At 64.0% G+C, this 23,059-nt stretch carries 25 protein-coding genes; 18 read left to right on the forward strand and 7 right to left on the reverse strand.

Translation table 11 applies throughout. The annotated features are described in order from the left end of the window. Positions 1–70 precede the first annotated feature (70 nt). The 10 genes from leuA (at position 71) to AOP73_RS09480 (ending at position 9,262) form a co-directional block, all read left to right on the forward strand. The gene (gene leuA, locus AOP73_RS09435; protein WP_061965311.1) at positions 71–1,834 is read left to right on the forward strand and encodes a 2-isopropylmalate synthase; all 1,764 of its coding nucleotides are present in this window, start codon (positions 71–73) and stop codon (positions 1,832–1,834) included. A gap of 58 nt (positions 1,835–1,892) precedes the next feature. Beyond that, positions 1,893–2,312 (forward strand): GNAT family acetyltransferase, encoded by a 420-nt coding sequence (locus AOP73_RS09440; protein WP_061965313.1) that lies wholly within the window; start codon positions 1,893–1,895, stop codon positions 2,310–2,312. Between the two features lie 54 nt (positions 2,313–2,366). Continuing rightward, entirely contained in the window at positions 2,367–3,131 is a 765-nt protein-coding gene (gene recO / locus AOP73_RS09445; protein ID WP_061965315.1) for a DNA repair protein RecO, read from the forward strand. A gap of 268 nt (positions 3,132–3,399) precedes the next feature. Then, positions 3,400–4,119: an HAD family hydrolase gene (locus AOP73_RS09450; protein ID WP_061965317.1), complete on the forward strand. Its 720-nt coding sequence runs from the start codon at positions 3,400–3,402 to the stop codon at positions 4,117–4,119. A gap of 1 nt (position 4,120) precedes the next feature. Beyond that, entirely contained in the window at positions 4,121–5,167 is a 1,047-nt protein-coding gene (locus AOP73_RS09455) for a phosphate/phosphite/phosphonate ABC transporter substrate-binding protein (RefSeq protein WP_061965319.1), read from the forward strand. An 11-nt stretch (positions 5,168–5,178) separates the two neighbouring features. After that, complete coding sequence (gene phnC / locus AOP73_RS09460) at positions 5,179–6,006, forward strand: phosphonate ABC transporter ATP-binding protein (protein WP_061965321.1); 828 nt, start codon at positions 5,179–5,181, stop codon at positions 6,004–6,006. 3 nt (positions 6,007–6,009) lie between these two features. Next, the gene (gene phnE / locus AOP73_RS09465; RefSeq protein ID WP_061965323.1) at positions 6,010–6,810 is read left to right on the forward strand and encodes a phosphonate ABC transporter, permease protein PhnE; all 801 of its coding nucleotides are present in this window, start codon (positions 6,010–6,012) and stop codon (positions 6,808–6,810) included. 8 nt (positions 6,811–6,818) lie between these two features. Further along, positions 6,819–7,640, forward strand: a complete 822-nt coding sequence (phnE, locus tag AOP73_RS09470) for a phosphonate ABC transporter, permease protein PhnE (RefSeq protein WP_236683573.1) — start codon at positions 6,819–6,821, stop codon at positions 7,638–7,640. Next, positions 7,618–8,475: a MurR/RpiR family transcriptional regulator gene (locus AOP73_RS09475; protein WP_061965327.1), complete on the forward strand. Its 858-nt coding sequence runs from the start codon at positions 7,618–7,620 to the stop codon at positions 8,473–8,475. The genes phnE (AOP73_RS09470) and AOP73_RS09475 overlap by 23 nt, the downstream gene beginning before the upstream one ends. A gap of 37 nt (positions 8,476–8,512) precedes the next feature. After that, positions 8,513–9,262, forward strand: coding sequence for an isoprenyl transferase (locus AOP73_RS09480; RefSeq protein ID WP_061965702.1), 750 nt, complete (start codon positions 8,513–8,515; stop codon positions 9,260–9,262). On the opposite strand, the gene AOP73_RS09485 is transcribed toward AOP73_RS09480, so the two are convergent. From AOP73_RS09485 to AOP73_RS09505, 5 genes are read right to left on the reverse strand one after another with little or no spacing between them, the layout of a single operon-like run. After that, a complete protein-coding gene (locus AOP73_RS09485; RefSeq protein ID WP_061965329.1) occupies positions 9,216–9,731 on the reverse strand; it encodes a DedA family protein in 516 nt (171 codons plus the stop codon). The two genes, AOP73_RS09480 and AOP73_RS09485, sit on opposite strands and share 47 nt — an antisense overlap. Continuing rightward, complete coding sequence (locus AOP73_RS09490; protein WP_061965331.1) at positions 9,732–10,142, reverse strand: Fur family transcriptional regulator; 411 nt, start codon at positions 10,140–10,142, stop codon at positions 9,732–9,734. Further along, the gene (locus AOP73_RS09495; RefSeq protein ID WP_061965333.1) at positions 10,139–11,008 is read right to left on the reverse strand and encodes a metal ABC transporter permease; all 870 of its coding nucleotides are present in this window, start codon (positions 11,006–11,008) and stop codon (positions 10,139–10,141) included. Before AOP73_RS09495 ends, AOP73_RS09490 begins: the two co-directional genes overlap by 4 nt. Next, positions 11,005–11,793: a metal ABC transporter ATP-binding protein gene (locus AOP73_RS09500; RefSeq protein WP_061965335.1), complete on the reverse strand. Its 789-nt coding sequence runs from the start codon at positions 11,791–11,793 to the stop codon at positions 11,005–11,007. Before AOP73_RS09500 ends, AOP73_RS09495 begins: the two co-directional genes overlap by 4 nt. Continuing rightward, positions 11,786–12,796 (reverse strand): metal ABC transporter substrate-binding protein, encoded by a 1,011-nt coding sequence (locus AOP73_RS09505; RefSeq protein ID WP_061965338.1) that lies wholly within the window; start codon positions 12,794–12,796, stop codon positions 11,786–11,788. Before AOP73_RS09505 ends, AOP73_RS09500 begins: the two co-directional genes overlap by 8 nt. A gap of 134 nt (positions 12,797–12,930) precedes the next feature. Here AOP73_RS09505 and AOP73_RS09510 point away from each other — a divergent pair, with 134 nt between their 5' ends. The 3 genes from AOP73_RS09510 to dusB are packed head-to-tail and all read left to right on the forward strand — an operon-like array spanning position 12,931 to position 16,716. Continuing rightward, the gene (locus tag AOP73_RS09510) at positions 12,931–14,316 is read left to right on the forward strand and encodes a glycine--tRNA ligase (RefSeq protein ID WP_061965339.1); all 1,386 of its coding nucleotides are present in this window, start codon (positions 12,931–12,933) and stop codon (positions 14,314–14,316) included. Positions 14,317–14,349: 33 nt separating this feature from the next. Next, positions 14,350–15,486 carry a YibE/F family protein gene (locus AOP73_RS09515; RefSeq protein WP_061965341.1) on the forward strand — a complete coding sequence of 379 codons (1,137 nt, stop codon included), beginning with the start codon at positions 14,350–14,352 and terminating at the stop codon, positions 15,484–15,486. A gap of 33 nt (positions 15,487–15,519) precedes the next feature. Then, positions 15,520–16,716: a tRNA dihydrouridine synthase DusB gene (gene dusB, locus AOP73_RS09520; protein WP_061965343.1), complete on the forward strand. Its 1,197-nt coding sequence runs from the start codon at positions 15,520–15,522 to the stop codon at positions 16,714–16,716. A gap of 30 nt (positions 16,717–16,746) precedes the next feature. Here dusB and AOP73_RS09525 read toward each other — a convergent pair whose 3' ends face one another. Both AOP73_RS09525 and AOP73_RS09530 read right to left on the reverse strand, forming a co-directional pair. After that, positions 16,747–17,337 carry a dihydrofolate reductase family protein gene (locus AOP73_RS09525; RefSeq protein WP_061965345.1) on the reverse strand — a complete coding sequence of 197 codons (591 nt, stop codon included), beginning with the start codon at positions 17,335–17,337 and terminating at the stop codon, positions 16,747–16,749. Positions 17,338–17,379: 42 nt separating this feature from the next. Then, entirely contained in the window at positions 17,380–17,850 is a 471-nt protein-coding gene (locus AOP73_RS09530) for an Lrp/AsnC family transcriptional regulator (RefSeq protein ID WP_061965348.1), read from the reverse strand. Positions 17,851–17,975: 125 nt separating this feature from the next. Here AOP73_RS09530 and AOP73_RS09535 point away from each other — a divergent pair, with 125 nt between their 5' ends. From AOP73_RS09535 to AOP73_RS09555, 5 genes are all read left to right on the forward strand, one after another. After that, entirely contained in the window at positions 17,976–19,424 is a 1,449-nt protein-coding gene (locus AOP73_RS09535; RefSeq protein ID WP_061965350.1) for a DUF6421 family protein, read from the forward strand. 34 nt (positions 19,425–19,458) lie between these two features. Continuing rightward, the gene (locus tag AOP73_RS09540; protein WP_061965352.1) at positions 19,459–20,190 is read left to right on the forward strand and encodes an SDR family NAD(P)-dependent oxidoreductase; all 732 of its coding nucleotides are present in this window, start codon (positions 19,459–19,461) and stop codon (positions 20,188–20,190) included. Next, positions 20,187–21,257 carry a threonine aldolase family protein gene (locus tag AOP73_RS09545; protein WP_061965354.1) on the forward strand — a complete coding sequence of 357 codons (1,071 nt, stop codon included), beginning with the start codon at positions 20,187–20,189 and terminating at the stop codon, positions 21,255–21,257. Before AOP73_RS09540 ends, AOP73_RS09545 begins: the two co-directional genes overlap by 4 nt. A 103-nt stretch (positions 21,258–21,360) precedes the next feature. Next, positions 21,361–22,137 (forward strand): enoyl-CoA hydratase/isomerase family protein, encoded by a 777-nt coding sequence (locus AOP73_RS09550; protein ID WP_061965357.1) that lies wholly within the window; start codon positions 21,361–21,363, stop codon positions 22,135–22,137. Then, positions 22,134–22,973, forward strand: a complete 840-nt coding sequence (locus tag AOP73_RS09555) for an SDR family oxidoreductase (RefSeq protein WP_061965359.1) — start codon at positions 22,134–22,136, stop codon at positions 22,971–22,973. The genes AOP73_RS09550 and AOP73_RS09555 overlap by 4 nt, the downstream gene beginning before the upstream one ends. Positions 22,974–23,059: the final 86 nt, after the last annotated feature.

Below are 23,059 nucleotides of genomic sequence, written 5' to 3' on the forward strand. Positions count from 1 at the left end.
CAGCCGGAAACTCGTCGCGGTGGTTGGTGTGCCGGCTTACACAGCCCCCAACGAACTTTGAAGGATTGACATGAGTACAGAACCGCAGACCACGCCCAACTACTACACCGGTGGCGAGCAGACTCGCTCGCCCATGCCGCTGCACAAGTACATCCCGTTCCACGAGCAAATCGCCGTCGACCTGCCGGACCGCACGTGGCCCGCCAAGCGCATCGACACGGCACCACGCTGGTGCGCCGTCGACCTGCGTGACGGCAACCAGGCCCTCATCGAGCCCATGAATGCCGAACGCAAAATGCGCATGTTCGACCTGCTGGTCGGCATGGGCTACAAGGAGATCGAGGTTGGCTTCCCATCGGCAAGCCAAACTGACTTCGACTTTGTGCGTGCGCTCATCGAGCAGGACAAGATTCCCGACGACGTCATCATCCAGGTGCTGACCCAGGCGCGCGAGCACCTGATCGAGCGCACCTACGAATCCATCAAGGGTGCCAAGAACGCGATCGTCCACCTGTACAACTCGACGTCCGTACTGCAGCGAGACGTGGTATTCCGCAAGGACATGGACGAGATCATGGACATCGCCACCCACGGTGCGATGCTGTGCCAGAAATTCGAGGAGACGGTGCCCGGCACTAACGTCTTCTACGAGTACAGCCCGGAAAGCTACACCGGCACTGAATTGGAGTACGCAGTCAAGGTGTGCAACGCCGTGCTGGATGTGTGGAAGCCCACGCCGGATCGCAAGGTGATCATTAACCTGCCAGCGACCGTCGAGATGGCTACGCCGAACGTGTATGCGGACTCGATCGAGTGGATGAGCCGCAACCTGGATTACCGCGAATCCGTCGTCATCAGCCTGCACCCGCACAACGACCGCGGCACGGCAGTCGCCGCCGCGGAACTGGGCTACATGGCCGGCGCGGACCGCATCGAGGGCTGCCTGTTCGGCAATGGCGAGCGCACGGGCAACGTTGACCTTGTCACGCTGGGAATGAACCTCTTCAGCCAGGGAATCGACCCGCAGATTGACTTTGGCGACATGGACAACATCCGCCGCACGGTCGAATACTGCAACCAGATTGACGTGCACCCGCGTCACCCATGGGGTGGCGACCTGGTCTTCACCGCATTCTCCGGCTCTCACCAGGACGCGATCAAGAAGGGCCTCGAGTCCATGGACGCCAAAGCTGAGAAGCAGGGTGTCGAGGTGGATGACCTGGTGTGGGCTGTACCGTACCTGCCGATCGACCCTCGCGATGTAGGCCGCTCGTACGAGGCCGTCATTCGCGTCAATTCACAGTCCGGCAAGGGCGGCGTCGCCTACCTGCTCAAGACCGAGCACCAGATTGACTTGCCCCGCAGGCTGCAGATCGAGTTCTCGCAGGTGGTGCAGCGCGAGGCCGACTCGACCGGTCACGAGATGACCGCCGAGGCGATCTGGCAAATCTTCCAGGACGAGTACCTGCCTGCCGCCGAGGGGGACAAGGCCTGGGGTCGCTTCGCTCTGCACGGCACGCGTGCCACGTCCACGGATGCCGGTCCCGACACCCTCGCGGCCGACATCGGTGACTCCGGTGAGGCGATCACCGTCGAGGGATCCGGCAACGGGCCCCTCGCGGCCTTCGTCGCGGCGCTCGGCACTAGGGGAGTCAAGGTCGAGGTGCTCGACTATCACGAGCACGCTCTCGGTGGTGGTGGAGACGCAGCAGCGGCCTCGTACGTCGAATGCCAAATTGACGACCAGATTCTCTGGGGAGTCGGCGTCGACCCATCGATCACCACCGCGTCGCTCAAAGCAATCATCTCCGCGGTCAACCGCGCGGCAAAATAGCGGCCGATGCCGTCGTTCGCTTGAGCACGACGGCTGACTTCGTCCGAGGAGAAGCTCAATGACGCCTTCCATTCGTGCGTTCCTTCCCACGGACGCCGATGCCGTGGCCGAGCTGTGGCGCGCAGCCTTCCCCAATGATCCGGCGCGGAATGAACCCTCCGCGATGATCGAGCGGAAGGTTGCGCGCGACCCGGATCTGTTCTGGGTGGCGGAGGCGAACGGCATCGTGGTGGGGGTGCTCATGGCGGGCTGGGACGGGGTGCGCGGCTGGCTGTATCACCTGGCAGTCGCAGACAGTCATCGGCGGCAGGGGATCGCCACTGCGCTTGTGGAGCGCGCGGTCAACGAATTGAAGCACCTCGGGTGCACCAAGGTGAATCTGCAGGTGCGCGAGACCAATGCCGGTGTGATTGCGCTGTATGAGCGCCTCGGTTGGACCGAAGACCGCACCATGAGCCTGGGTCGTCAACTTCACTAAGGCGACGGTAGGCGCGGTGCGTTTCACCTGTCGCCTGGCGCGAGACAATAGAGCGTGCCTCTCTACCGTGATCACGCGATCGTGCTGCGCACCCACAAGTTGGGTGAGGCAGATCGCATCGTCACGTTTCTGAGCCGGTATCACGGCAAGATCCGTGCGGTCGCCAAGGGCGTGCGGCGCACGACGAGCCGCATCGGCGCCCGTACCGAGCCGTTCATGCTGGTAGATGTGCAGTTTTACGAAGGTCGCAATTTGGACATCGTGAGTCAGATTGAGACCCGCGAGCCGTACGCTCGGCGCATCAGCGAGGACTATGGCCTCTATACCGCCGCCACGGCAATGGTCGAAACCGCGGACAAGCTGATCGACCTGGAGAAGGAACCAGCCAACGAGCAGTACCGCCTCCTTCACGGCGGGCTTGGTGCGCTGAGCCGCCACGAGCACGATCCCGGGCTGGTGCTCGACAGTTTCCTGCTCCGTTCGCTGTCCATTGCTGGCTACGAGCCGAGCTTTGACGAGTGTGCGAGTTGCGGGAGGCCCGGACCGCATCGGGCGTTCGTCGTCGCGGGTGGTGGCGCGGTGTGCGAGGCGTGTCGACCCTCGGGCGCCGCCGCGCCTGCAGTCGAGACCTTCGAGCTTCTCCAGGGACTGCTGAGCGGAAACTGGGCGGCGGCCGATTCCTCCGATCAACGCAATCGCCGCGAGGCCGCGGGTCTTATCGCCGCCTATACGCAGTTCCACTTGGAACGCAAGGTCCGCAGCCTCACACACGTGGACCGCACCGAGCGCACGCCACATAGTTCTGACGCGCCCCAGTAGTCGTTCCACTGCGTTTGGCCGGAACTGGCACCGGCCATTGCTGCCCGCTGGGTGACTGTCGCTGGGGACGCCATCCGATATGCGGCGCGCTCGAGCGTCAGTCGCGATAGATATATGCCCCTGTGCAGAAAAGTTCTTCTGTTCGTAACCTTCTCGTGGCCATTCTGTCCATCTTGGGTGATTATGTTGGACGCATTGTCCACCCGGGCATTGATCACGACGCTTTTGCTCGCCAGGCGAGTGGGGCTACGGAACACAAAGGATGACAGTGACGCACACCATCGTCTTCGACTTTGACGGCACACTTGCGCTCGGTCTGGGTCCGCTCAAAGCCTACGCCCGCTGCGTCTCTGAGCTGGTCGAGGCGTCACGCCGCGATTCAGTGGAGGCGGCACTCGACGCCGCCATCGTCGAATTCTCGCGGAGCACGGAGCGCTACCGCGACGCGTACGACGCCGTGCGTCAGGCCTCGCTCGCCCTAGGCATTGACGACGAGTTGCTGTCGCGTGGATACATGGCCAGCCGCGAACTGCTCGCCACCGAGGCAGCCCCGGTGATATCGCCGACCGGACTGCGGGGATTCCTGGAGTCCCTGCCATCGCACGTCACGGTCACGATGGTGACCAACGCTCCAGACATCCGCATCACGGAAGCGCTCCGAGCACTTGATGTTGGCGACCTCATCGGTGCCAGGGTGTGCTCCGCGCGCAAGCCCGCGGGCATCGAGGCTGTCGTTCGCGACGCATTGCGGCTCGGTCCCGTGTTGTCGGTTGGCGACATTTACGAGTTCGACCTTGCCCCGGCGCTTGAACTCGGTGCCGACGCCGCCCTCGTAGGCGACACGTCCGGGCGCTACACGGATCGCGTCACGATGGCCGGCGCGACTCTGGCAGATCTCTATCCGGCCATCTCATCGTGGGCGACCAGCACGACCGCCCTCACCCATGTGCCAACCGGCACCCGTACCAACAATGAAAGGCACAACTAATATGCGCACCAAGCTCATTGCCTCCGGTGTCGCCGCGACAGCCCTCCTCACGTTGGTGGGATGCTCAAGCAGCGACGACGAAGCGACCACCACTCCCGACGCCACCGCTGCTACGGCCGCGGGGGAACCCACTGTCGCCGCGGGCTCCGCTGACTGGCCCACGGAGATCACGCTCGCGTTGATCCCGAACGAGAACGTGACGGATTTGGTGACCTCGGTCGCCCCGTTGACCGACTATCTCTCAGAACAACTCGGCATCACGGTGGAGGGTGTCGTCACCAAGGACTACCAGGCGACCGTTGAGGCGCTTGGTTCCGGCCAGGCCCAAATCGCAATTACCGATGCCGGGTCGATGGCGGCGGCAGAGGACATGTACGGTGCGCATGCGGTTCTGCAGGACGTCCGATTCGGTGCTTCGCAGTACGCCTCCGAGTTCTTTACCAACAATCCCGACAAGTACTGCGATGACGAGCCCGTCATGGCGACATACGGGGCCACGGGGCAGGAGATGCTGTACTGCAATGGCGTGGCCTCAGGCGACGACAACACCGGCGTCGGACCGGTGGGCGTCGATGCGCTCAGCAAGATTGAGTCTGGAACCAAGGTCGCGTTCGGCAACACCACGTCGCCTGCCGGCTATCAGCTGCCGGTGCTCGCGTTGGAAGCGCTAGACATCAACATTGACGACCTGTCCCAGGTGCCCGTGACGGGGAACGACACCCTCATCATGGCTGTCTACAACAACGATGCCGAGGTTGGCTTCGCGTACTGGGATGCTCGCAGCGCGATTGACGCCGAGGAGGTGCCCGATCTGGGAGAGAAGGTTGTCGTATTCGGGCTCTCGGACATGTACCCCAATGGTGGAGTGGTGCTGTCCGACGAGCTCCCTCAGGACCTTCGCGACCAGATCACGACGCTGATGGACAACTACTCGGAGGTCGACCCGGACACGCTGATGAATATCTTCAGCCAGACCGACTGGACTCCGGCCGACCCGGCCGCCATCGACTTGGCCCGTCAGGTCAACGCCCGCTTCAGCGGTCAGTAAGCACGCGACGCATGCCAGAGCGTACAACGCACGCGGAGGCCGAGGGCACCCAGCCCTCGGCCTCCGTGGCGTGGCCAATTGAACTCGATGCTGTCACCGTGCGATACCCCAACGGTGTCGTCGCACTTCGCGACGTGTCGTTGTCAATCGCGGCGGGCGAGATGGTTTCCGTCGTCGGGCTTTCCGGCTCGGGAAAGTCCACCATGATCCGCACCATCAACGGTCTTGTGCCCGCGACGACGGGCACAGTGACCGTCGGACCGCATGTGGTGAGCAAGCTTCGCGGTAGAGCACTACGGGAGCTGCGTGGCAATGTCGGCATGATCTTTCAAGGGTTCAACCTCGCGGATCGTGCCAGCGTTTACCAAAACGTGCTGGTGGGCCGCTTCGCCCATACACCCACGTGGAAGTCCATGCTCGGAATGGCGAGTAGCGGCGATCGCGAGATTGTCCTGCGCGCACTCGATTCCGTGGGGATGCTCGAGAAAGTATGGGGCAGAGCAGGTGCGCTCTCTGGGGGCCAGAAGCAACGTATCGCGATCGCGCGAGCGCTCAGTCAGCAACCCGAGGTCATGCTTGCAGATGAACCGGTCGCCAGTCTTGACCCGCCTACAGCCCATTCGGTCATGTCGGACCTCGCGCGAGTCAACACTGAGCGGGGCCTCACGGTCCTTGTCAACCTCCACCTCATGGATCTGGCGCGTCAGTACACCACACGAATGATTGGCCTGCGGGCAGGCGAAGTGGTCTACGACGGCCCCGCATCAACGGCCACGGACGCGGACTTTGAGGCGATCTATGGCCGCCCGATTCAGAGCCGCGACAGGCTGGGCAAGTAGCGCATGACCACACTTCTTGTCCTCCCCCCTCGACCACGAGCGTGGCCCCGCAGGCTAGCCGTGATCGCTGCGCTTGCGGCGTTTACCGCCCTCACGACGATTCCCGCACTCGGCGGGGTGGAGATTGACCTGGAGTCGATCGCCAGAAACTGGTCCAACGGCGCGCAGCGTGTGGGCATGTTGCTCACCCCCGATTGGTCGATTCTGCCGCGTACCTGGGAGCCGATGTATCAAACGCTTTCCATGGCGATGGTTGGCACTGTCATTTCCGCTGCGCTAGCAATTCCGTTGTCGCTGTGGGCAGCGCGTCCCACGAACCCGAACGGATTGACGCGCCGCGCAGTGCGCTTCTCTCTCAACGTGGTCCGCGCGATTCCTGACTTGGTCTACGCGACCATTTTGGTCGCCATGGTGGGAGTCGGCACCCTACCTGGAGTGATCACCCTGGTGCTCTTCGATATCGGCATCGTCGTCAAGCTTGTGTCCGAGTCGATCGACTCGGCCGACTCGTCCTACATGGAGGCGGGTAGGGCCGCGGGCGGAACACAGACGCAAATCAACAAGGTGACCGCATTGCCGCAGTCCTGGCCAGTGATGGCAAGCCAGATTCTGTACTCGCTGGAACTCAATGTGCGCATCTCCGCGATCTTGGGAATCGTGGGGGCGGGCGGCATCGGGCGCCTCATCGACGAAGTTAGGGGCTTCTACCGCTACGACGCGCTGTCGGCGATCATCATCGAGATCCTTGTGGTCGTGCTGATCATTGAAGTCATCTCCAACGGCTTACGAAAGCGGCTGCGATGACTGCGCTCTTGAGTTCACCTACGCGTGTGCCCGCCAAGCCACGTCGTCTCGCTCTGCGGGCGGCGTGGACACTGGTGGGGGTCCTGTTTATCGCGTCGTTCTGGGGTCTCGACCTGGAGTGGGCGAAACTGTGGGAACTACCTTCAGATGTCTGGCACTACTTCGGACTCATGTTCTCCGATCCAGACTGGTCCAAGCTCCCCGAGGCTCTGTTCCAGACATGGCGTTCCGTATCGATGGCGTGGGTGGGTGCTCTAGTTGGCGTCGTACTCGCCACCTTGCTCGGGATTCCCGCAGCGGAGGGAGTGGGGCCCATCTGGGTGCGGCTGCCATTGCGCTGGATGTTTGCGGTGATCCGTGCCGTGCCCGAGGTGATCATCGCGATCATCCTGCTGACCGTCACCGGCCTCACGCCCTTCACTGGAGCGCTTGCGCTAGCCATCGGCGGCATTGGCACCCACGCAAAATGGACGTACGAGACAATCGAAGCCACGCCCACTGGGACGGGTGAGGCGGTCAAGGCGGCCGGTGGAAATCGGATGCAAATGGTGCGCTGGGGACTATGGCCCTCCGCGTCTCCCGAACTCATGTCGCTCGGCCTGTATCGTTTCGAAATAAACGTCCGCACCTCAGCAATCTTGGGTCTGATTGGAGTGGGAGGCATCGGCGACATGCTGACCGCCTACACACAGTTCCGTGAGTGGGGTGTGGTGGGCATGCTCATCATTGTGGTGATCGTTGTCACGATGACGATTGACGCCATCTCCGGTCGAATCCGACGGCGAATTATGGAAGGGGCCAAGTCTCGTGACCTGGACAGGATCGTCTGACGCACCACCGTCGGCGCGCATCGCGGCGTTGATTTCATCACTACAACCAAGCGAACGCCGCGTTGCGGAGGCAATTGTTGCGGACGTCGGTCGGGCCGTCGATATGACGGCCCAAGAGGTGGCCGATTTTGTTGGTGTAGGGAGAGCTTCGGTCGTCCGTACCTCACAGAGCCTCGGCTACGACGGCTATCCGCAATTGCGAGTCGCGCTTGCCAGACAGAGGGCTTTTGAGCAACCAATTGCGGCAACTGGTGACGGCTCGTTGGGAATCATGCGTGCCGCGATGGACCGATTCGTGCGCGCGCTCCCACACACCGCGGCCGCGCTGACGGAGGATGTGGTGGACACCTTCATCGCCACGCTCGACGAGGCGCCACGAGTTGTGGTGGCCGCCAGCGGTCTGTCCGCGCCACTCGGATACGACGCTGCCCTACGGCTTACCTCCGCTGGCCGTCCTGCCGAGTACATCCCGGACACGCTTGCCCAGCAGATTGCCGCGCGACAGCTTGATCCAGACGGGGTTCTGCTCGTCATCTCAGGTTCCGGCGCCAACCGGGCAACCCTCGATGTAGTTGCCGCCGCGCGAGCGGCGGGCGCAACTGTATTGGCGGTGACTGGGTTCTCACGTTCCGCGCTCGTGACGGCAGCCTCCACCACGCTGGTGGTGCCACCTGCGACCGAGTCCTTCCAGGACGAACTGGTTCAGACGTCGCGCGCGGCGTTGGCCCTCGTTATCGAATCCCTGGTGGAGGCGCTCGTGGCGCGCAGGGGAGAGCGCGGCCGCACTGCCCGCTCGGCGGTGCTTTCCGTCCTGTCCGACAGCCTCGACAGTTAATGCTCTGCCCCCGGATAGGGTAGGCAACGTGACCTACATGCGACCCGCGCCCCACCCATCGGGCGCGACGGCCCCCGACCTGCCAGCATCGGCGGTTCCCAAGCACATTGCCGTGGTGATGGACGGAAACGGCAGGTGGGCCAAGGAACGAGGGCTGCCCCGCACCGAAGGTCACAAGCGCGGTGAGGCGGCGTTGCTTGACGTCGTCGCCGGCGGTGTCGAGGCCGGCGTCAGTCACATCAGTGCGTACGCGTTCAGCACTGAAAACTGGAAGCGTAGCCCCGAGGAAGTGCGCTTTCTCATGGGATTCAATCGCGACGTGATTCGTCGACGCCGCGACGAGATGAACGAGTGGGGAGTTCGCGTTCGCTGGGCAGGTCGCCGCCCCAAGCTCTGGAAATCAGTTATTGACGAACTCGAGGAAGCCGAGCGTCTCACCGCCAACAACACGGGCCTGACGCTGACCATGTGCGTCAACTACGGGGGCCGTGCGGAGATCGCCGATGCTGCGCGAGAAATTGCACGCAAGGTTGCGGCAGGCGAGATCAACCCTGAGAAGGTCACGGAGAAGACGCTCGCGGCGCACCTAGACGAGCCTGATATGCCTGATGTTGACCTGTTCTGGCGCTCGAGTGGCGAGCAGCGCTCAAGCAACTTCCTGCCGTGGCAGGCGGCGTACGCCGAGTACGTGTTTAGCGACGTCCTGTGGCCCGAGGTCGACCGCACGCACCTGTGGGCAGCTATCGAGGAGTACGCACGTCGGAATCGGCGCTTCGGCGCAGCCTGACGGCAAGCCACGCCACGACCACCACGAGTGCGACGGTGCCGACGAGGAGCCAGGGGGAGACCTTCCACAAGCCAGCGACGGACGCGCCCACGGCGAAGTAGGCGCCCACCCAGAGCAAGCAGCCCGGCAGCATGATGAGGGTGTAGAGGTCCCAACGCATGCGGCTGTAGCCTGCCGCCGCGTTGACTAGAGTCTGCAGGCCGAGCGTGAGGAAGGACAGGGGAATACCGATGAATCCCCAGCGATCCAAAAACGCTTCCGCCTTGACCATGTTTGGCCCGGTCAGCCGTCTACTGACCTTGGCCAGCCGAGGATGTTTGTCGGGCTCGGCAGCGAGCTTAGTGGTGCCTCCTCGTACCCAACGGCCGGCAAAATATGTGGCCTGGGTACGGACAAAGACCACGCCGAACAGGAAGATCGCAATCGCCCACCAGCCGAGGTCGTCGATGAATCCAGGGATCCCCGCCATCTAGTTGGTCGCCTTTGCGCACTCGCCGCATAGGCCAGTGATTTCCACGGTGTGATCGATACTGGAGTAGCCGTGCGTGGCCGCGAGCTGAGTGGCCCACGCCTCGAAGTCTGGAACGTCAATTTCTTCTGCCGCTCCGCAGCGGCGACACCGCAGATGATGGTGGTGCTCGTCGCCGGCCTCGCAGCGGCGGTAGAGCGTCTCGCCGGAGTCGGTGACGACCGCGTCGACCTCACCGGATTCGGCGAGCGACTGCAGCGCGCGATACACCGTGGCGAGGCCCACGGTTGAGGACTCATGGCGCAACACGTCGTGCCATTGCTGCGCAGAACGGAAATCGCCCGCCGTCGCCAAAGCGGACAGGATCTCGGCGCGCTGTCGGGTCTGGCGTGGCTTGGGCTTGGAGGTCATGAGGACACCACCGTGCGGCTGGTGGTTGCTCGCGAGCGACGCCGCGCAAGGGCCGTTCCGATGCTGACTACCAGGAACAACACCACGCCGAGTACGACGATAAGTGCACCAGGCTGCAGGTTGTGTTCAAGTGTGATGCCCACGCCGGTCACACACAGCGTGGCGCCGATGCCCATGGCTAGCCACATGGTGCGGGCAAAGGAGCGCGTGAGTAGTTGGGCGATGGCTACCGGCAGGATCATCAGGGCTGAGACGAGGAGCACACCAACCACGCGCATGGCAACCGTAATGGTCACGGCCGCGAGCACCGCGACCACCATATTGAGCGCCCGGACGGGAAGGCCGATTGAGAAGGCGAATTCCTGATCATGGGTGACGGCAAAGAGGGCTTGTCGCAGTCCGAGGCCAACCACGAGGATGACGACGGCGAGGCCGACCGTCACCCACACGTCGGTCCAGGTCACCGTGGAGATAGAGCCGAACAGGTAGCCGAGCAGATTGGCATTGGTGCCGCCCGCGGCACCAATGAGTAGCACGCCAGCCGCAATGCCGCCGTAAAACAGGATAGCCATCACGACGTCCGCGCCGGTGGTGCCGTGTGAGCGCATGCGCTCGATGATCGCTGCGGCGGCAATCGCGAACACGATTGCGCCGGGGATGGCGAGCGCGTCACGCTCGGCGAACCCGGCCCACGAACCAGCGAGCCAGCCCGCCGCAACACCGGCGAGGGCGACGTGGCCGATGCCGTCACCGAGTAGCGCCATGCGCCGCTGCACCAGGTAGGTTCCGACGATGGGGGCCGCTAGCCCCACGAGAAGAGCGACCAGCAGCATGCGCTGCACCAGCGGATCGGTGAGCAGGCTCATGAGGTCACTTCCCAGTTCAGGCGCGGTTCGCCCTCGTGCGGGTCGTCGTGCGGGTGCACGTGATCGTGACCGGGTAGGGCGTGGACACCCAGGTCACGAGGCGGCTCGCCAACGTGGGTGACGCAACCGTGCTCCAGCACCACCGCGGTGTCGATCAGTGGCGCGAGGGCTCCCAGCTCATGCAACACAATTACGATCGCGGTGCCGGCCTTTTTGCGGTCGTCGAGGGCGTGAGCGAGCGCCTCCTGGCTGGGGACGTCGACCCCGGCCATGGGCTCGTCCAGGATGAGTAGTTCGGGATTGCGCACGAGCGCGCGGGCGATGAGCACACGCTGTTGCTGACCGCCGGACAAGCGCGAGACATCCTTGCTGGCCAGGTTGCCGATTCCCATGTCTGCCAGCGTCTGCTCCGCGCGAGTGCGCGCGTCGCGAGGAGCTCTCAGGTGGCCGCCGCCCAGCAGTCCAGAGCTGACGACTTCGCGTGCCGTCGCGGAAACTCCTGACGCGGCACTGATGCGTTGGGGGACGTAACCGACCCGGCCCATGGTTTTGCGAGACGGCTTCTCGCCAAAGATGCGAATGTCGCCGGTCGAGTGCGCGATGGCTCCCACCACGGTCCGCACCAGAGTGGACTTGCCGGAACCGTTGCCGCCCATGATGGCGACGACCTCACCGGGGGCGCACCCAAAGTCCACGCCGTGCAGGATTTGGGTGCCTCCGAGCGCCACCGTGACGCCAGCGACGTCAACGGCGGCTGTGGTGGGTGCCGGGTAAGGCTTAGGCACAGTCAAGGGCGCCTTGGAGGCTGGAGAGGTTGCGGTTCATCACGCTCATGTAGTCATCATCCCCGACAACACCCTCAACTGGATCTAGAACCGCGGTGGTGACCCCAGCATCGGACGCGAGGGCCTCGGCCACGTTGGCACTCACGAGCGACTCAGTGAAGACGGTGGTTGCGCCATCCGCAGCCATGAGGTCGCGGATCTCGCGCACGCGAGCGGGCGAAGGCTCGGCGTCCGGGTCGATGCCGCTGAGGCCCTCTTGGTGCAGGCCGTAACGACTCGTCAAGTATCCGAACGCCTCGTGAGTGACAAAGATGTCGTCACGCTCGCACTGAGCGAGGCCATCGCTGAACGCCGAGTCGAGTCCGGTGAGGTCACTCACCAGCGCGGAGGCGTTGGCAATGTAGTCCGCGGCATTCGCTGGGTCGAGCTGTGCAAACTCTTCGCCCACGGCCGATGCGTAGGTGGCCAGTAGCGTGGGGTCGAGCCAGAAGTGTGGGTCGATAGTGCCGTGATCGTGGTCGGCGTGGTCGTCCTCAGCGTGGTCGTCGTCCGCATGGTCATGGTCGGCGTGGTCATCATCGGCGTCAACCGCGGTTTCGTGGTCGGCCGCGTCCTTAAGTGGCACGACGGTCGCCGCGTCGAGCGACTCCACATCCGTTGCTGCCACGGCGTCATCGACGGCGGGCTGAAAGTCGGAGAGGTACAGCACTACATCCGCCTGCTGCATCTCGCGTACGGCTACAGGGGAGAGTTCCAGGTCGTGAGGTTCGACACCGGGAGCGGTGAGCTCCTGGATCGTGCCATGGTCGCCGGCAACGTGCTCCGCTACATACGCGAGCGGGTAGAACGCCGCAGCGATGTTGAGCGTTGGCGTGGCAACCTCAGTCTCCTGGCTGGAGGTGCTTGCGCTCGCAGGCGCATCGTCGGCGCCGGCCGAGCAGGCCGAGAGTGAGAGGGCGCCGAGGACGGCGGCAGTGAGGGCGGGGCGCGCAATAGTGTTCATGCCTCCAAGTGTATTGGTATTGATAATCATTGTCAATAAGCGGAGGAGCGACGGGCCGCTGAGGCAACCACAGCATCGGCCTCGCGTGGATAGACTGTGCCGAGCAACTTTCCCGTGTATTGAAGGAGTCCCCAGTGGCACAGCCGTCCCGTCTTGACAGTGCGATCTCACTCGCGAAGCGTCGTGGCTTCGTGTTCCCTGCAGGCGAGATCTACGGCGGCACGCGCTCGGCGTGGGACTACGGCCCACTGGGAGTGGAGCTCAAGGAGAACATCAAGCGTCAGTGGTGGCGCGCAATGGTCAACACGCGCGACGACATCGTCGGCCTTGACTCCTCAGTGATCCTGCCCACCAAGGTGTGGGAAGCATCGGGCCACCTCAAAGCATTTACCGACCCGCTCGTTGAGTGCACGAGCTGCCACAAGCGATACCGCGAGGACCACCTGCTTGAGGAGTTCGAGGAAAAGAAGGGACGAGTCCCCGAGAACGGCCTGGCAGATATCGCGTGTGCGAACTGCGGAACCCGTGACGCCTGGACCGAGCCGCGCAACTTCAACGGCCTCCTCAAGACATACCTCGGCGCCGTCGAGGACGAGTCGGGGCTGCACTACCTGCGTCCCGAGACCGCGCAGGGCATTTTTGTGAACTTCGCGAACGTCATGCAGGCCACGCGCCAGAAGCCGCCGTTCGGCATCGCACAAATCGGCAAGAGCTTCCGCAACGAGATCACCCCCGGCAACTTCATCTTCCGCACCCGCGAGTTCGAGCAGATGGAGATGGAGTTCTTTGTGGTGCCCGGCACCGACGAGGAGTGGCACCAGAAGTGGATCGACGAGCGCACCGACTGGTACGTGGGCCTCGGCATTGATCGTGACAACCTGCGCCAGTACGAGCACGCACAGGAGAAGCTGTCGCACTATTCCAAGCGCACCGTGGACATCGAGTACCGCTTTGGGTTCCAGGGCAGCGAGTGGGGCGAGCTCGAGGGCATCGCGAACCGCACCGACTTTGACCTCAAGACGCACCACGAGCACTCGGGCAAGGACCTCCAGTTCCGCGACCCAGTGACCAACGAAAAGTTCTTCCCGTACGTGATCGAGCCCGCCGCCGGCCTGACGCGTTCGCTAATGGCGTTCCTGGTCGAGGCCTACGTTGAGGACGAGGCGCCCAACACCAAGGGCGGCGTCGACAAGCGCACCGTCTTGCGCCTCGACCACCGCCTCGCTCCCGTCAAGGCCGCGGTGCTGCCGCTGTCCAAGTCCGAGGACCTGAGCCCGACGGCGCGCAATCTTGCCAAGGAGCTGCGCGGCTCGTGGAACGTGGACTACGACGAGACGCAGGCCATTGGCAAGCGCTACCGTCGCCAGGACGAGATTGGCACGCCGTATTGCGTCACGGTGGACTTCGAGACGCTCGAGGACCAAGCTGTGACCATCCGCGACCGTGACACGATGCAGCAGGAGCGCGTGGGTCTCAGTCAGGTGCAGGGCTACCTCGCTCAGCGCCTGATCGGCGCATAGTCCTCGTCACTTTCAGGGCGGTCGGTAATTCCAGTGCACTCGCATACTGATGCTCCACCGCGCGCGACGCGTCGCACATCGCTCATTCTGGGTGTGCTCGTTGGAATCATCGGGGTGGCGGTAGCGGTCGGAGCCGTGGCGACATGGCCGACCAACCTGTCGACTCTCGGGTCGGAACAGTCGACTGCTGATGACGCCTCGTGGGCCACCGCCGATGTGGTGTCGGTCGACAATGCCACGGGGGAAATGACGGTCGATGTCGAGACCGTGGACGGACCTGTCCGCGAGACCGTCCAACCCTCCGGTGTGCCGGGAACGCTCATTGGCGCTGGTGATTCCATCCGGGTTCTCGTGCTGCCGGATGGTTCCCTGGTCTTCTCGGACTTTGAGCGCACGCAGCCGATGCTGCTATTGCTGGTGATCTACATCTTGGTCGTACTGCTGGTGGCACGTTGGCGCGGCGCTGGTGCGCTGTTGGGTCTCGGAATCGCGTTCGGCATTGTGGTGTTCTACGCGGTGCCTTCGTTGCTGGATGGCAACAATCCAGTGGTCGTCGGCCTGGTGACCGGTGCCGGAGCCTTGTTCGCATTGCTGTACATCGCGCACGGGGTCAACGCCCGCACCACGACGGCCTACCTGGGAACCATCGCGGGACTCGGAGTCATCGCGATCATCGGCGTGTGGGCGGTTGCCGCCGCGAACATCCCGGGTGTGCCGTCGGAAGCCGAGCTCACCCTGTATTACGTCAACGGCAACATCGAACTACGTGGCCTTGCTTTGTGCGGACTCATGCTGGCCGGATTGGGCATTCTCAACGATGTGACGGTGACGCAGGCATCGGCCGCCTGGGAGTTACGCAGTGCGCGGCCGGACCTCTCTCGGATCCAGTTGTACAAGCGGACCATGCGGATTGGGCGCGACCATATCGCTTCGACCGTCTACACCTTCGCCTTCGCCTACGTGGGTGCCTCGCTTCCCCTCATCATCATTGTGTTGCTCTACGACACCAGTGCAGGGACCGCCATCACGTCCTCCGAGGTGGCCGGTGAGGTGGTGCGGACGCTGGTCGGGTCGATCGGCCTGGTGCTGGCGGTGCCGATGACCACGGCGATCGCGGCACTCGTCGTGGGTCGCAGGGCGGTGCGCACGGAACCGAGCGCGCGTAGTTGAGGTTCCCACCGCGGGGCGTGCGAAAATGGTGCCATGACTGTGGTGAATGACGCTTCCGACGCGCCCGCGCCGGCTCCCGCGCGCGTCCTGCCGCCGCTGAGCATCGGCCCCATCACGGTGGACACTCCCGTGATTCTCGCGCCGATGGCGGGCATTACCAACGCCGCCTTCCGCAGACTGTGCCGCGAGCACGGCGGCGGGCTCTATGTGGCCGAGATGGTCACCTCGCGCGCGCTGGTCGAGCGCACCCGGGAGTCGATGCGCATCATTCACCATGACCCGGACGAGAAGCCGCGGTCGGTGCAGGTCTACGGGGTCGACCCGTCGACCATCGGTGCGGCCGTGAAGATGCTGGTGCAGGAAGATCGCGCCGACCACATTGACATGAACTTTGGCTGCCCCGTGCCCAAGGTCACCAAGAAGGGCGGGGGAGCGGTCCTGCCATGGAAGCGCGACCTCTTCCGCGACATCGTGCGCGCGGCGGTTCGTGAGGCGGACCCGTACGGCATTCCCGTCACCGTGAAGATGCGGAAGGGGATCGACGATGACCACTTGACGTACTTGGATGCTGGGCGCATGGCTGAGGCCGAGGGGGTCGCGGCCGTCGCGCTACACGCACGGACCGCCGCTGACTACTATTCGGGCGAGGCTGATTGGGAAGCCATCGCGCGTCTCAAGGAAGCCGTGACAAGCGTTCCCGTGCTCGGCAACGGTGACATCTGGGCGGCTGAGGATGCGCTGCGGATGGTCGAGCGAACCGGCTGCGATGGTGTCGTGGTGGGTCGTGGATGCCAGGGGCGGCCGTGGCTGTTCGCGGACCTGCAGGCGGCCTTCGAGGGGCGACCCGAGCGCGTTCAGCCCGGGCTGCGGGTGGTGGCGGACACCATCTATCGCCACGGCGAGCTCATGGTCACGTTCTTCGACGATGACGAGCAGAAGGCGATGCGCGAGATTCGCAAACATGTCGCCTGGTACTTCAAGGGTTATCCCGTCGGTGGCGACGTGCGACGATCTCTCGGCCTGGTCGAGTCACTGTCCCAACTGCGTGGACTGCTCGACGGGCTCGACCTCGACTTGCCGTATCCCGGTGTCGGCGCCGAAGGTGCGCGTGGTCGCCAAGGCACTCCGAAGCGTCCGTCGTGCCCCGATGGGTGGCTCGACACCCAGGACATCACGCCCGACCTTGAGCTCAAACTGCGCGAGGCAGAACTCAGCGTCTCCGGCGGCTAGCTAGCCCCAGCATCGGCCGCTCAGTTGTCACTACTTCGCGACGTCGTGCACCGGCATCAAGTGCAGTTGCACCATGCCGTCCTCAAACTTGAGTACGTCCGTGACGGTCAGTTCGCGCGGGTTGTCCGCCCCGGCGAAGAGTGGGTGGCCGCGACCCAGCACCGTCGGCATCTGCGTCACGATGATTTGGTCGATTTGATCGGCGTCCAGGGCCTGGCGGATGAGGTTGCCACCGTCGAGGTAGACGTCCTTCTCGCCGGCCGCGTCGTGCGCCTCCGCAATGAGGTTCTTGATGGGTGCCGATGCGGTCGTCACGGTGGGTGGTGCATCGTCGAGTGGGCGGGAGGTCGCCACGATCACGGGAGTGTCACCATACGGCCACTCGTCAAACGTCGAGACAACGTCATACGTGCGCCTGCCCATGAGCAGGCAGCCCACGTCGCGGAAGAAGTCGTCGTATTGCAGTGCGTCAGCGGGGCGTTCAGCCCAGTTCCCACTGGCGAGTGGCCCGTGGTCCGCTCGCGGCTGCGTGAGCCAGTCAAGTCCATCGTGAACATCCGCGATGAAGCCGTCCAGCGAACAGGCAATGTAGACGCGCACGCGTCCGGGAAGGTTGTCCATGCCTCTCACGCTACGCCGTCGCGACACACGCGGCCAACGGAGTCAGGAGGGCAGGATCGGTCGGTTTTCGTAGAACGTCTGCAGCACGACCGTGGTGTGGGTATTGACTGATGCGGCGGAGCGGATGTCGCGAATGAGTGACTCCAGGTGCCGCGGGGAGGCCACGCGAACGAGCAACATGTAGGCCGAGTCACCAGCGATCGAATGGCAGGCCTCGATCTCGGTGAGGTGCTCAAGGAGCTCGGGGGCGTTGTCGGGTTGGCCCGGGTCTAGTGGGGTGATCTCGACAAAGGCCGCGAGTGGCTTGCCTACGGATTCAGGGTCGACCAGTGCGCGATATCCCGTGATGACGCCTCGCGTCTCGAGTTTGCGTAGGCGCGCCTGCACCGCCGATACGGACAGGCCGACAGTGGTTGATAGCTCAGCGAGAGTCGCGCGGCCATCAAGCGACATCGCGCGAACGATACCTGCGTCGATGTCGTCGTCAAGGTGTGCGGGTGTGTCGTTGGCCATATCCCGAGGCTACCAGGGGAGCATCGTCGTGGCAGGAATCTTTCCCGCAAAACAGATGACAGGCAGGAATATCTCCCGTAGGCTCAGAATACGAGGACGACCCAACGCAGGGACCGGAGGTTCACATGTCAATCCACGCACACGCGACGCAGCACATTGTTGGCGAACCCGAGGTTGTCGAAGACGCCTCGCGGGTGGAGACCAGTGACGCATGGTTGAGGCTCAAGGCCGCCGCCACTGCAATTCAGCTACTTCAGGAGCAGGACGGCTCTATTCCCGCGCACGTTGATGAGGTGGCGGAGGATGCGCACGCCGACGCCCGCGCGTTGGTCACCGAGGTCATTGCCGCCATTCGCGCGTTGACGCCCGCGTTCCCGCACGACCAGGACTACCTTGTTGAGGTCGTCCAGGATTTTGAGCGGTGGGCGGACCAGGGCTTCGGCATCCCCGACTTCCTCGACTCGCTTTCGGCCTTCCAGCCGCAGCAGCACCGAGTGGACGGCACCCGTCACCTGGTGGTCTTTCCGATGTACACCCAAAATGGCTCGCGTGACCGCCACGTCGAGGCGGTGCTGGTGGAGGCCATTTGGCCCGAGTTCATCGCGCAGCTCGAGGCAGGCGACTACGGCAACAAGTTATTCGTGTCGCTGCGTTTTCTGGACTACACGCCCGGCTACGACACGAACTCGGCCGTGCTCTTCCCCGAGACCATTGCCATGCGCGAAATTCCGACCTTCACGTGGGGTGCGATCTTCGAGGACCGCGAGGCCGCACGATACCGACGCGTTGTGCGCGCCGCTGCGGAGATCACCAAACTCGACCTGCCCGCGGACGCCGCGCGCATGCTTGACGACCAGCAACTGACCGAGAAGACGTTCGTGATGTGGGACATGATTCACGACCGCACCCACATGCGCGGCGACCTGCCGTTCGATCCCTTCATGATCAAGCAGCGCATGCCGTACTTCCTCTACTCGCTCGAGGAACTGCGCTGCGACCTCACCGCGTTCCGCGAGAGCGTCGCGATCGAGAGGCGACTAGGTGCCCGGGCCGACGCGGGTGAGGCACTCGATGCCGTGGAGGCCGAGACGCTCGAACACGCACACCTGGTGCAATACGCCATCATCTTCGACCGCATCTTCCGATTCCCCATCACCGGCTCGCGCGTGCGCAACTATGACGGGCTCGGGGGCCAGTTGCTCTTCGCCTGGCTGCACCAGCGCGGCGTACTGCACTGGACGGACACCGCCTTGTCCCTCGATTGGGAGGACGTCCCCGACGCGGTCATTGCCCTGAGCGACGAGATCAACGACCTGTACTGGCGCTCCATCGACCGACCCAAGACAGCCCATTGGCTCGCGGCATATGACCTCGTACGTTCGACGCTCACGCCAAACCCCGCCTCCGTATGGGCACGAGCCCTGCCGGACGAGATCCTCGCGGGCTTGCCCAAGGGGTACACGGACGCGGTGCTGGACGACGAGTTCCCGCTGTCGATGTTCTTCGAAGCGTTAAACAAGAAGATGAAGGACGTTGTCGAATCGACCGCCGGTATCACCGGTCGCGATTCCTGAAACCCGTGCGCGCACATCGTGGGAGGCTGAACGCATGAGCGTCGCAGGCAGGACCGTGGTGATCGGTGGTGCTACCAGCACGTCCGGGGTCGCTGCGGTACGCGAACTTGCTCATGCCGGGGCGCGGGTGATCGCTGTGGGCCGCGACCCGGACAAGCTCGATAGTTTGCTGTTCAACGTCACCCGGGCTCGAGGTGAGGGAGATGACGGAGGTGCCGAGAACGTGCGCACCGAGGTCTGCGACCTCACTGATGAGGCCTCAGTCGCTCGGCTCGTACAGCGCGTCCACGATGCCGACGGTGCCGTTGACGGGGTCGTGCACCTCGTAGGCGGGTGGCGCGGCGGTGGCGGCCTTGCCGGCCAGAACGAGGTCGATTTCCGATTCCTCGAGGGGTCATTCACGGCGCTCCGCCACCTCAGTCGCGCCTGTGATTCCGACCTTAAGGCTTCGGGTGCCGGTCGCCTAGCGGTGGTCTCCTCCACTGCCGTCGCACGCCCGCTTGCCGGGGGTGCGAACTATGCGGCGGTAAAGTCCGCGACCGAGGCGTGGGCGCGCGCCGTCGCGCAGGGCTACGCGAAGGACGCCCGAGATGCGGCGCGGCCGTTGACTGCAGCCGCCGTGATCTTCCGCGTCACAAGCCTCGCGGGTCTCGAGGAGGCGCTCGCACGGCGCTTCGTCGACCTTTGGAACGCGCCAGCGACTCGACTCAACGACACGACTCTTGATCTCACCGCTCCTGACAGCTCCTCGATTGGACAACCATGACCACCATTCACGACCCCGCCTCACGCGGCTTCGCCTCAGACAACTACTCGGGCATCCACCCGGAGGTCCTTGAGGCGATCGGCGCGGCCAACGGCGGTCATCAGGGCGCCTATGGAGGTGACGTGTACACGGCCCGCCTCCAGGAAGTCATGGCCGGTCACTTCGGCGAGGGTGTCGAGGCGTATCCGATGTTTAACGGGACCGGCGCCAACGTCGTGGGACTGCAGTCGATGCTGCCTCGCTGGGGTGCCGTGGTGACGGCAGCTACCGCCCACATTCACGTCGACGAGGGCGGAGCCCCCGAGCGCGTGGCGGGGATCAAGTTGCTCACGGTCCCCACGGACACCGGAAAGCTCACCCCGGAGCTCATCGATCGCGAGGCGTGGGGCTGGGGTGACGAGCACCGTGCACAGCCGCTAGTCGTGTCGATCACGCAATCCACCGAACTCGGCACGCTGTACACCGTTGACGAGATCGCCGCCATTGCCGATCATGCTCACGGACTGGGAATGCGGGTTCATCTCGACGGCGCGCGCATCTCCAATGCCGCAGCATCGCTCGGTGTGCCGTTGCGTGCGTTCACGCGCGACGCGGGGGTCGACGTGCTCAGTTTTGGCGGCACCAAGAACGGGGCGATGCTCGGCGAGGCCATCGTGGTGCTCAACCCGGAGGCATCGGAGGGCCTGACATACCTCCGCAAATTCGACATGCAGCTGGCGTCGAAGATGCGCTTTGTCTCGGCCCAATTGATCGCACTTCTCGACGGCGACCTGTGGCTGCGCAACGCCACGCACTCCAACGCGATGGCCCAGCGCCTACGGGCAGGCATCGAGGACGGGCTCGCCGACGGATCAATCCAGGGAGTGGCCTTCACACAGCCGACTGAGGCGAACGGCATCTTCGCGACGCTGCCCGACGGGGTAGCGGATCGCTTGCGCAAGGAGTTCGCGTTCTACGACTGGGATGCCGCCCAAAACGAAGTGCGGTGGATGTGCAGCTTTGATACGTCGGAGGAGGACATCGACGCACTTGTTGCGGCGGTAGCTCGCGAGACCTCCGCGGCCTGAATCGAACATTGAGTGCGGGCTCGTGGAGCCGTCTCCATAGGGACGCAGCGCTGTCCATGACAGGATGAGAAGAACGGTTCAACGTCGATCGTGAGGAGCGCTCGTGTCACCCAAAATTCTGGTCACCACCGATCAGGGCATCGCACACATACAGCTAGCCAACCCCACAAGGCTCAATGCCATCGACTTCGACGCGGGAGAGCAGTATCGGGACGCGTGCCTCGCGGCCGTCTCTGCTGAGGATGTTGCCGCGATCGTCATCTCAGCGTCAGGACCTGCGTTCTGCGTGGGAGGCGACCTGCTTGCCATGGCCAGCGCGGAGGTGTCCGGCTCGCAGGTGACCGACGCAGCACACGTCATCCACGAGGGAATCGCCGCGCTCGTCGGCTCCTCAATTCCAGTGGTCGCCGCGGTGCGGGGTGCTGTGGCAGGTGGGGGCATCGGATTGATGCTCGCAGCGGATTATGTCGTTGCCGGGCCTGACCTCAGGGTGACCGGCAGCTACTCCGATGTTGGCCTGACGCCAGACCTGGGTGTCAGCACGTTGCTCACTCGCGCGGTGGGTGAGCGCCGAGCCCTCGAGGTGCTGCTGACCAAGCGGGAGCTCGACGCCCCGACCGCCCACGAGTGGGGCATGGTTGCGGAGGTGGTGGATGACCCCGAGTCCCGGGCTATGGTGATCGCTGGGCAGTGGGCAGGGGGTGCGAGCCGCGCCTTCGGTGACGCCAAACGCCTCGTTCACGCGTCGTCTCACCGTACCTTCGTGGACAGCCTTGCCGACGAGGCCCGCAGCATCGGCGTGGCATTCGACAGCGACGACGCGCGTCAACGCATTGCGGCATTCGTCGCGGCTAGCGCGGCCCGAGGGGGAAAACGATGAGCACACATTCGCTGTCCGGCAAGACCGTACTCATCTCCGGGGGCAGCCGCGGCATCGGGCTTGCCATCGCACTCAGGGCCGCGCAGGACGGCGCCAACGTTGCTTTGCTCGCGAAGACCGACAAGCCTCACCCGCGACTTGAGGGCACGGTTCATAGCGCGGCCGATGCGGTGAAGGCAGGCGGAGGCGAGCCGCTGGCGATCGTGGGTGACGTACGCAACGACGCAGACATTGCGCGTGCCGTCGACCAGACCGTCGCGACCTTTGGCGGCATCGACATCGTGGTCAACAACGCCAGCGTCATCGACCTGTCGCCGTCTGCCGACCTCGAGGCAAAAAAATACGACCTCATGCAGGATGTCAATGTGCGTGGAACGTTCATGCTGTCGCGCGCCGCGGCACCGTTTCTGGCGAAGGCAGAGAATCCGCACATTCTGTCGTTGTCGCCGCCCCTCAATCCTTCGGCGAAGTGGCTCGGCGCACACACGGCGTACACGCTCGCGAAGTTCGGCATGACGATGGTGACGGTAGGGATGGCGGCGGAGTTCGAGTCGCAAGGGATCGCCGCAAATACGCTGTGGCCCCGCACGACCATCGCTACCGCTGCCGTACAGAATCTGCTCGGTGGTGACAAGATCATGCGGGCCAGCCGCACTCCAGAGATTTATGCGGATGCCGCATACCTGGTGGTCACCTCTGGGTCGCGTGAAATGACCGGCCAGAGCCTGATCGTGGAGGACGTGCTCGTGGCTGCAGGGGTGAGCGATTTCGCTCACTACGCCGCGAAGCCGGGCACCCCCGACGAGGCACTCTTCCCGGACATCTTCCTGGACTGAAGCATTCGGGGACCCCAGGCCGGGAGACTGAGTGCCCGCCCCTCGGCGCGCGCGCCGGCGCTCGCCTCGACGCCCACTAGCATCGG

The organism is Demequina aurantiaca, assembly GCF_000975135.1.
In the GTDB taxonomy this organism is placed as follows: domain Bacteria; phylum Actinomycetota; class Actinomycetes; order Actinomycetales; family Demequinaceae; genus Demequina; species Demequina aurantiaca.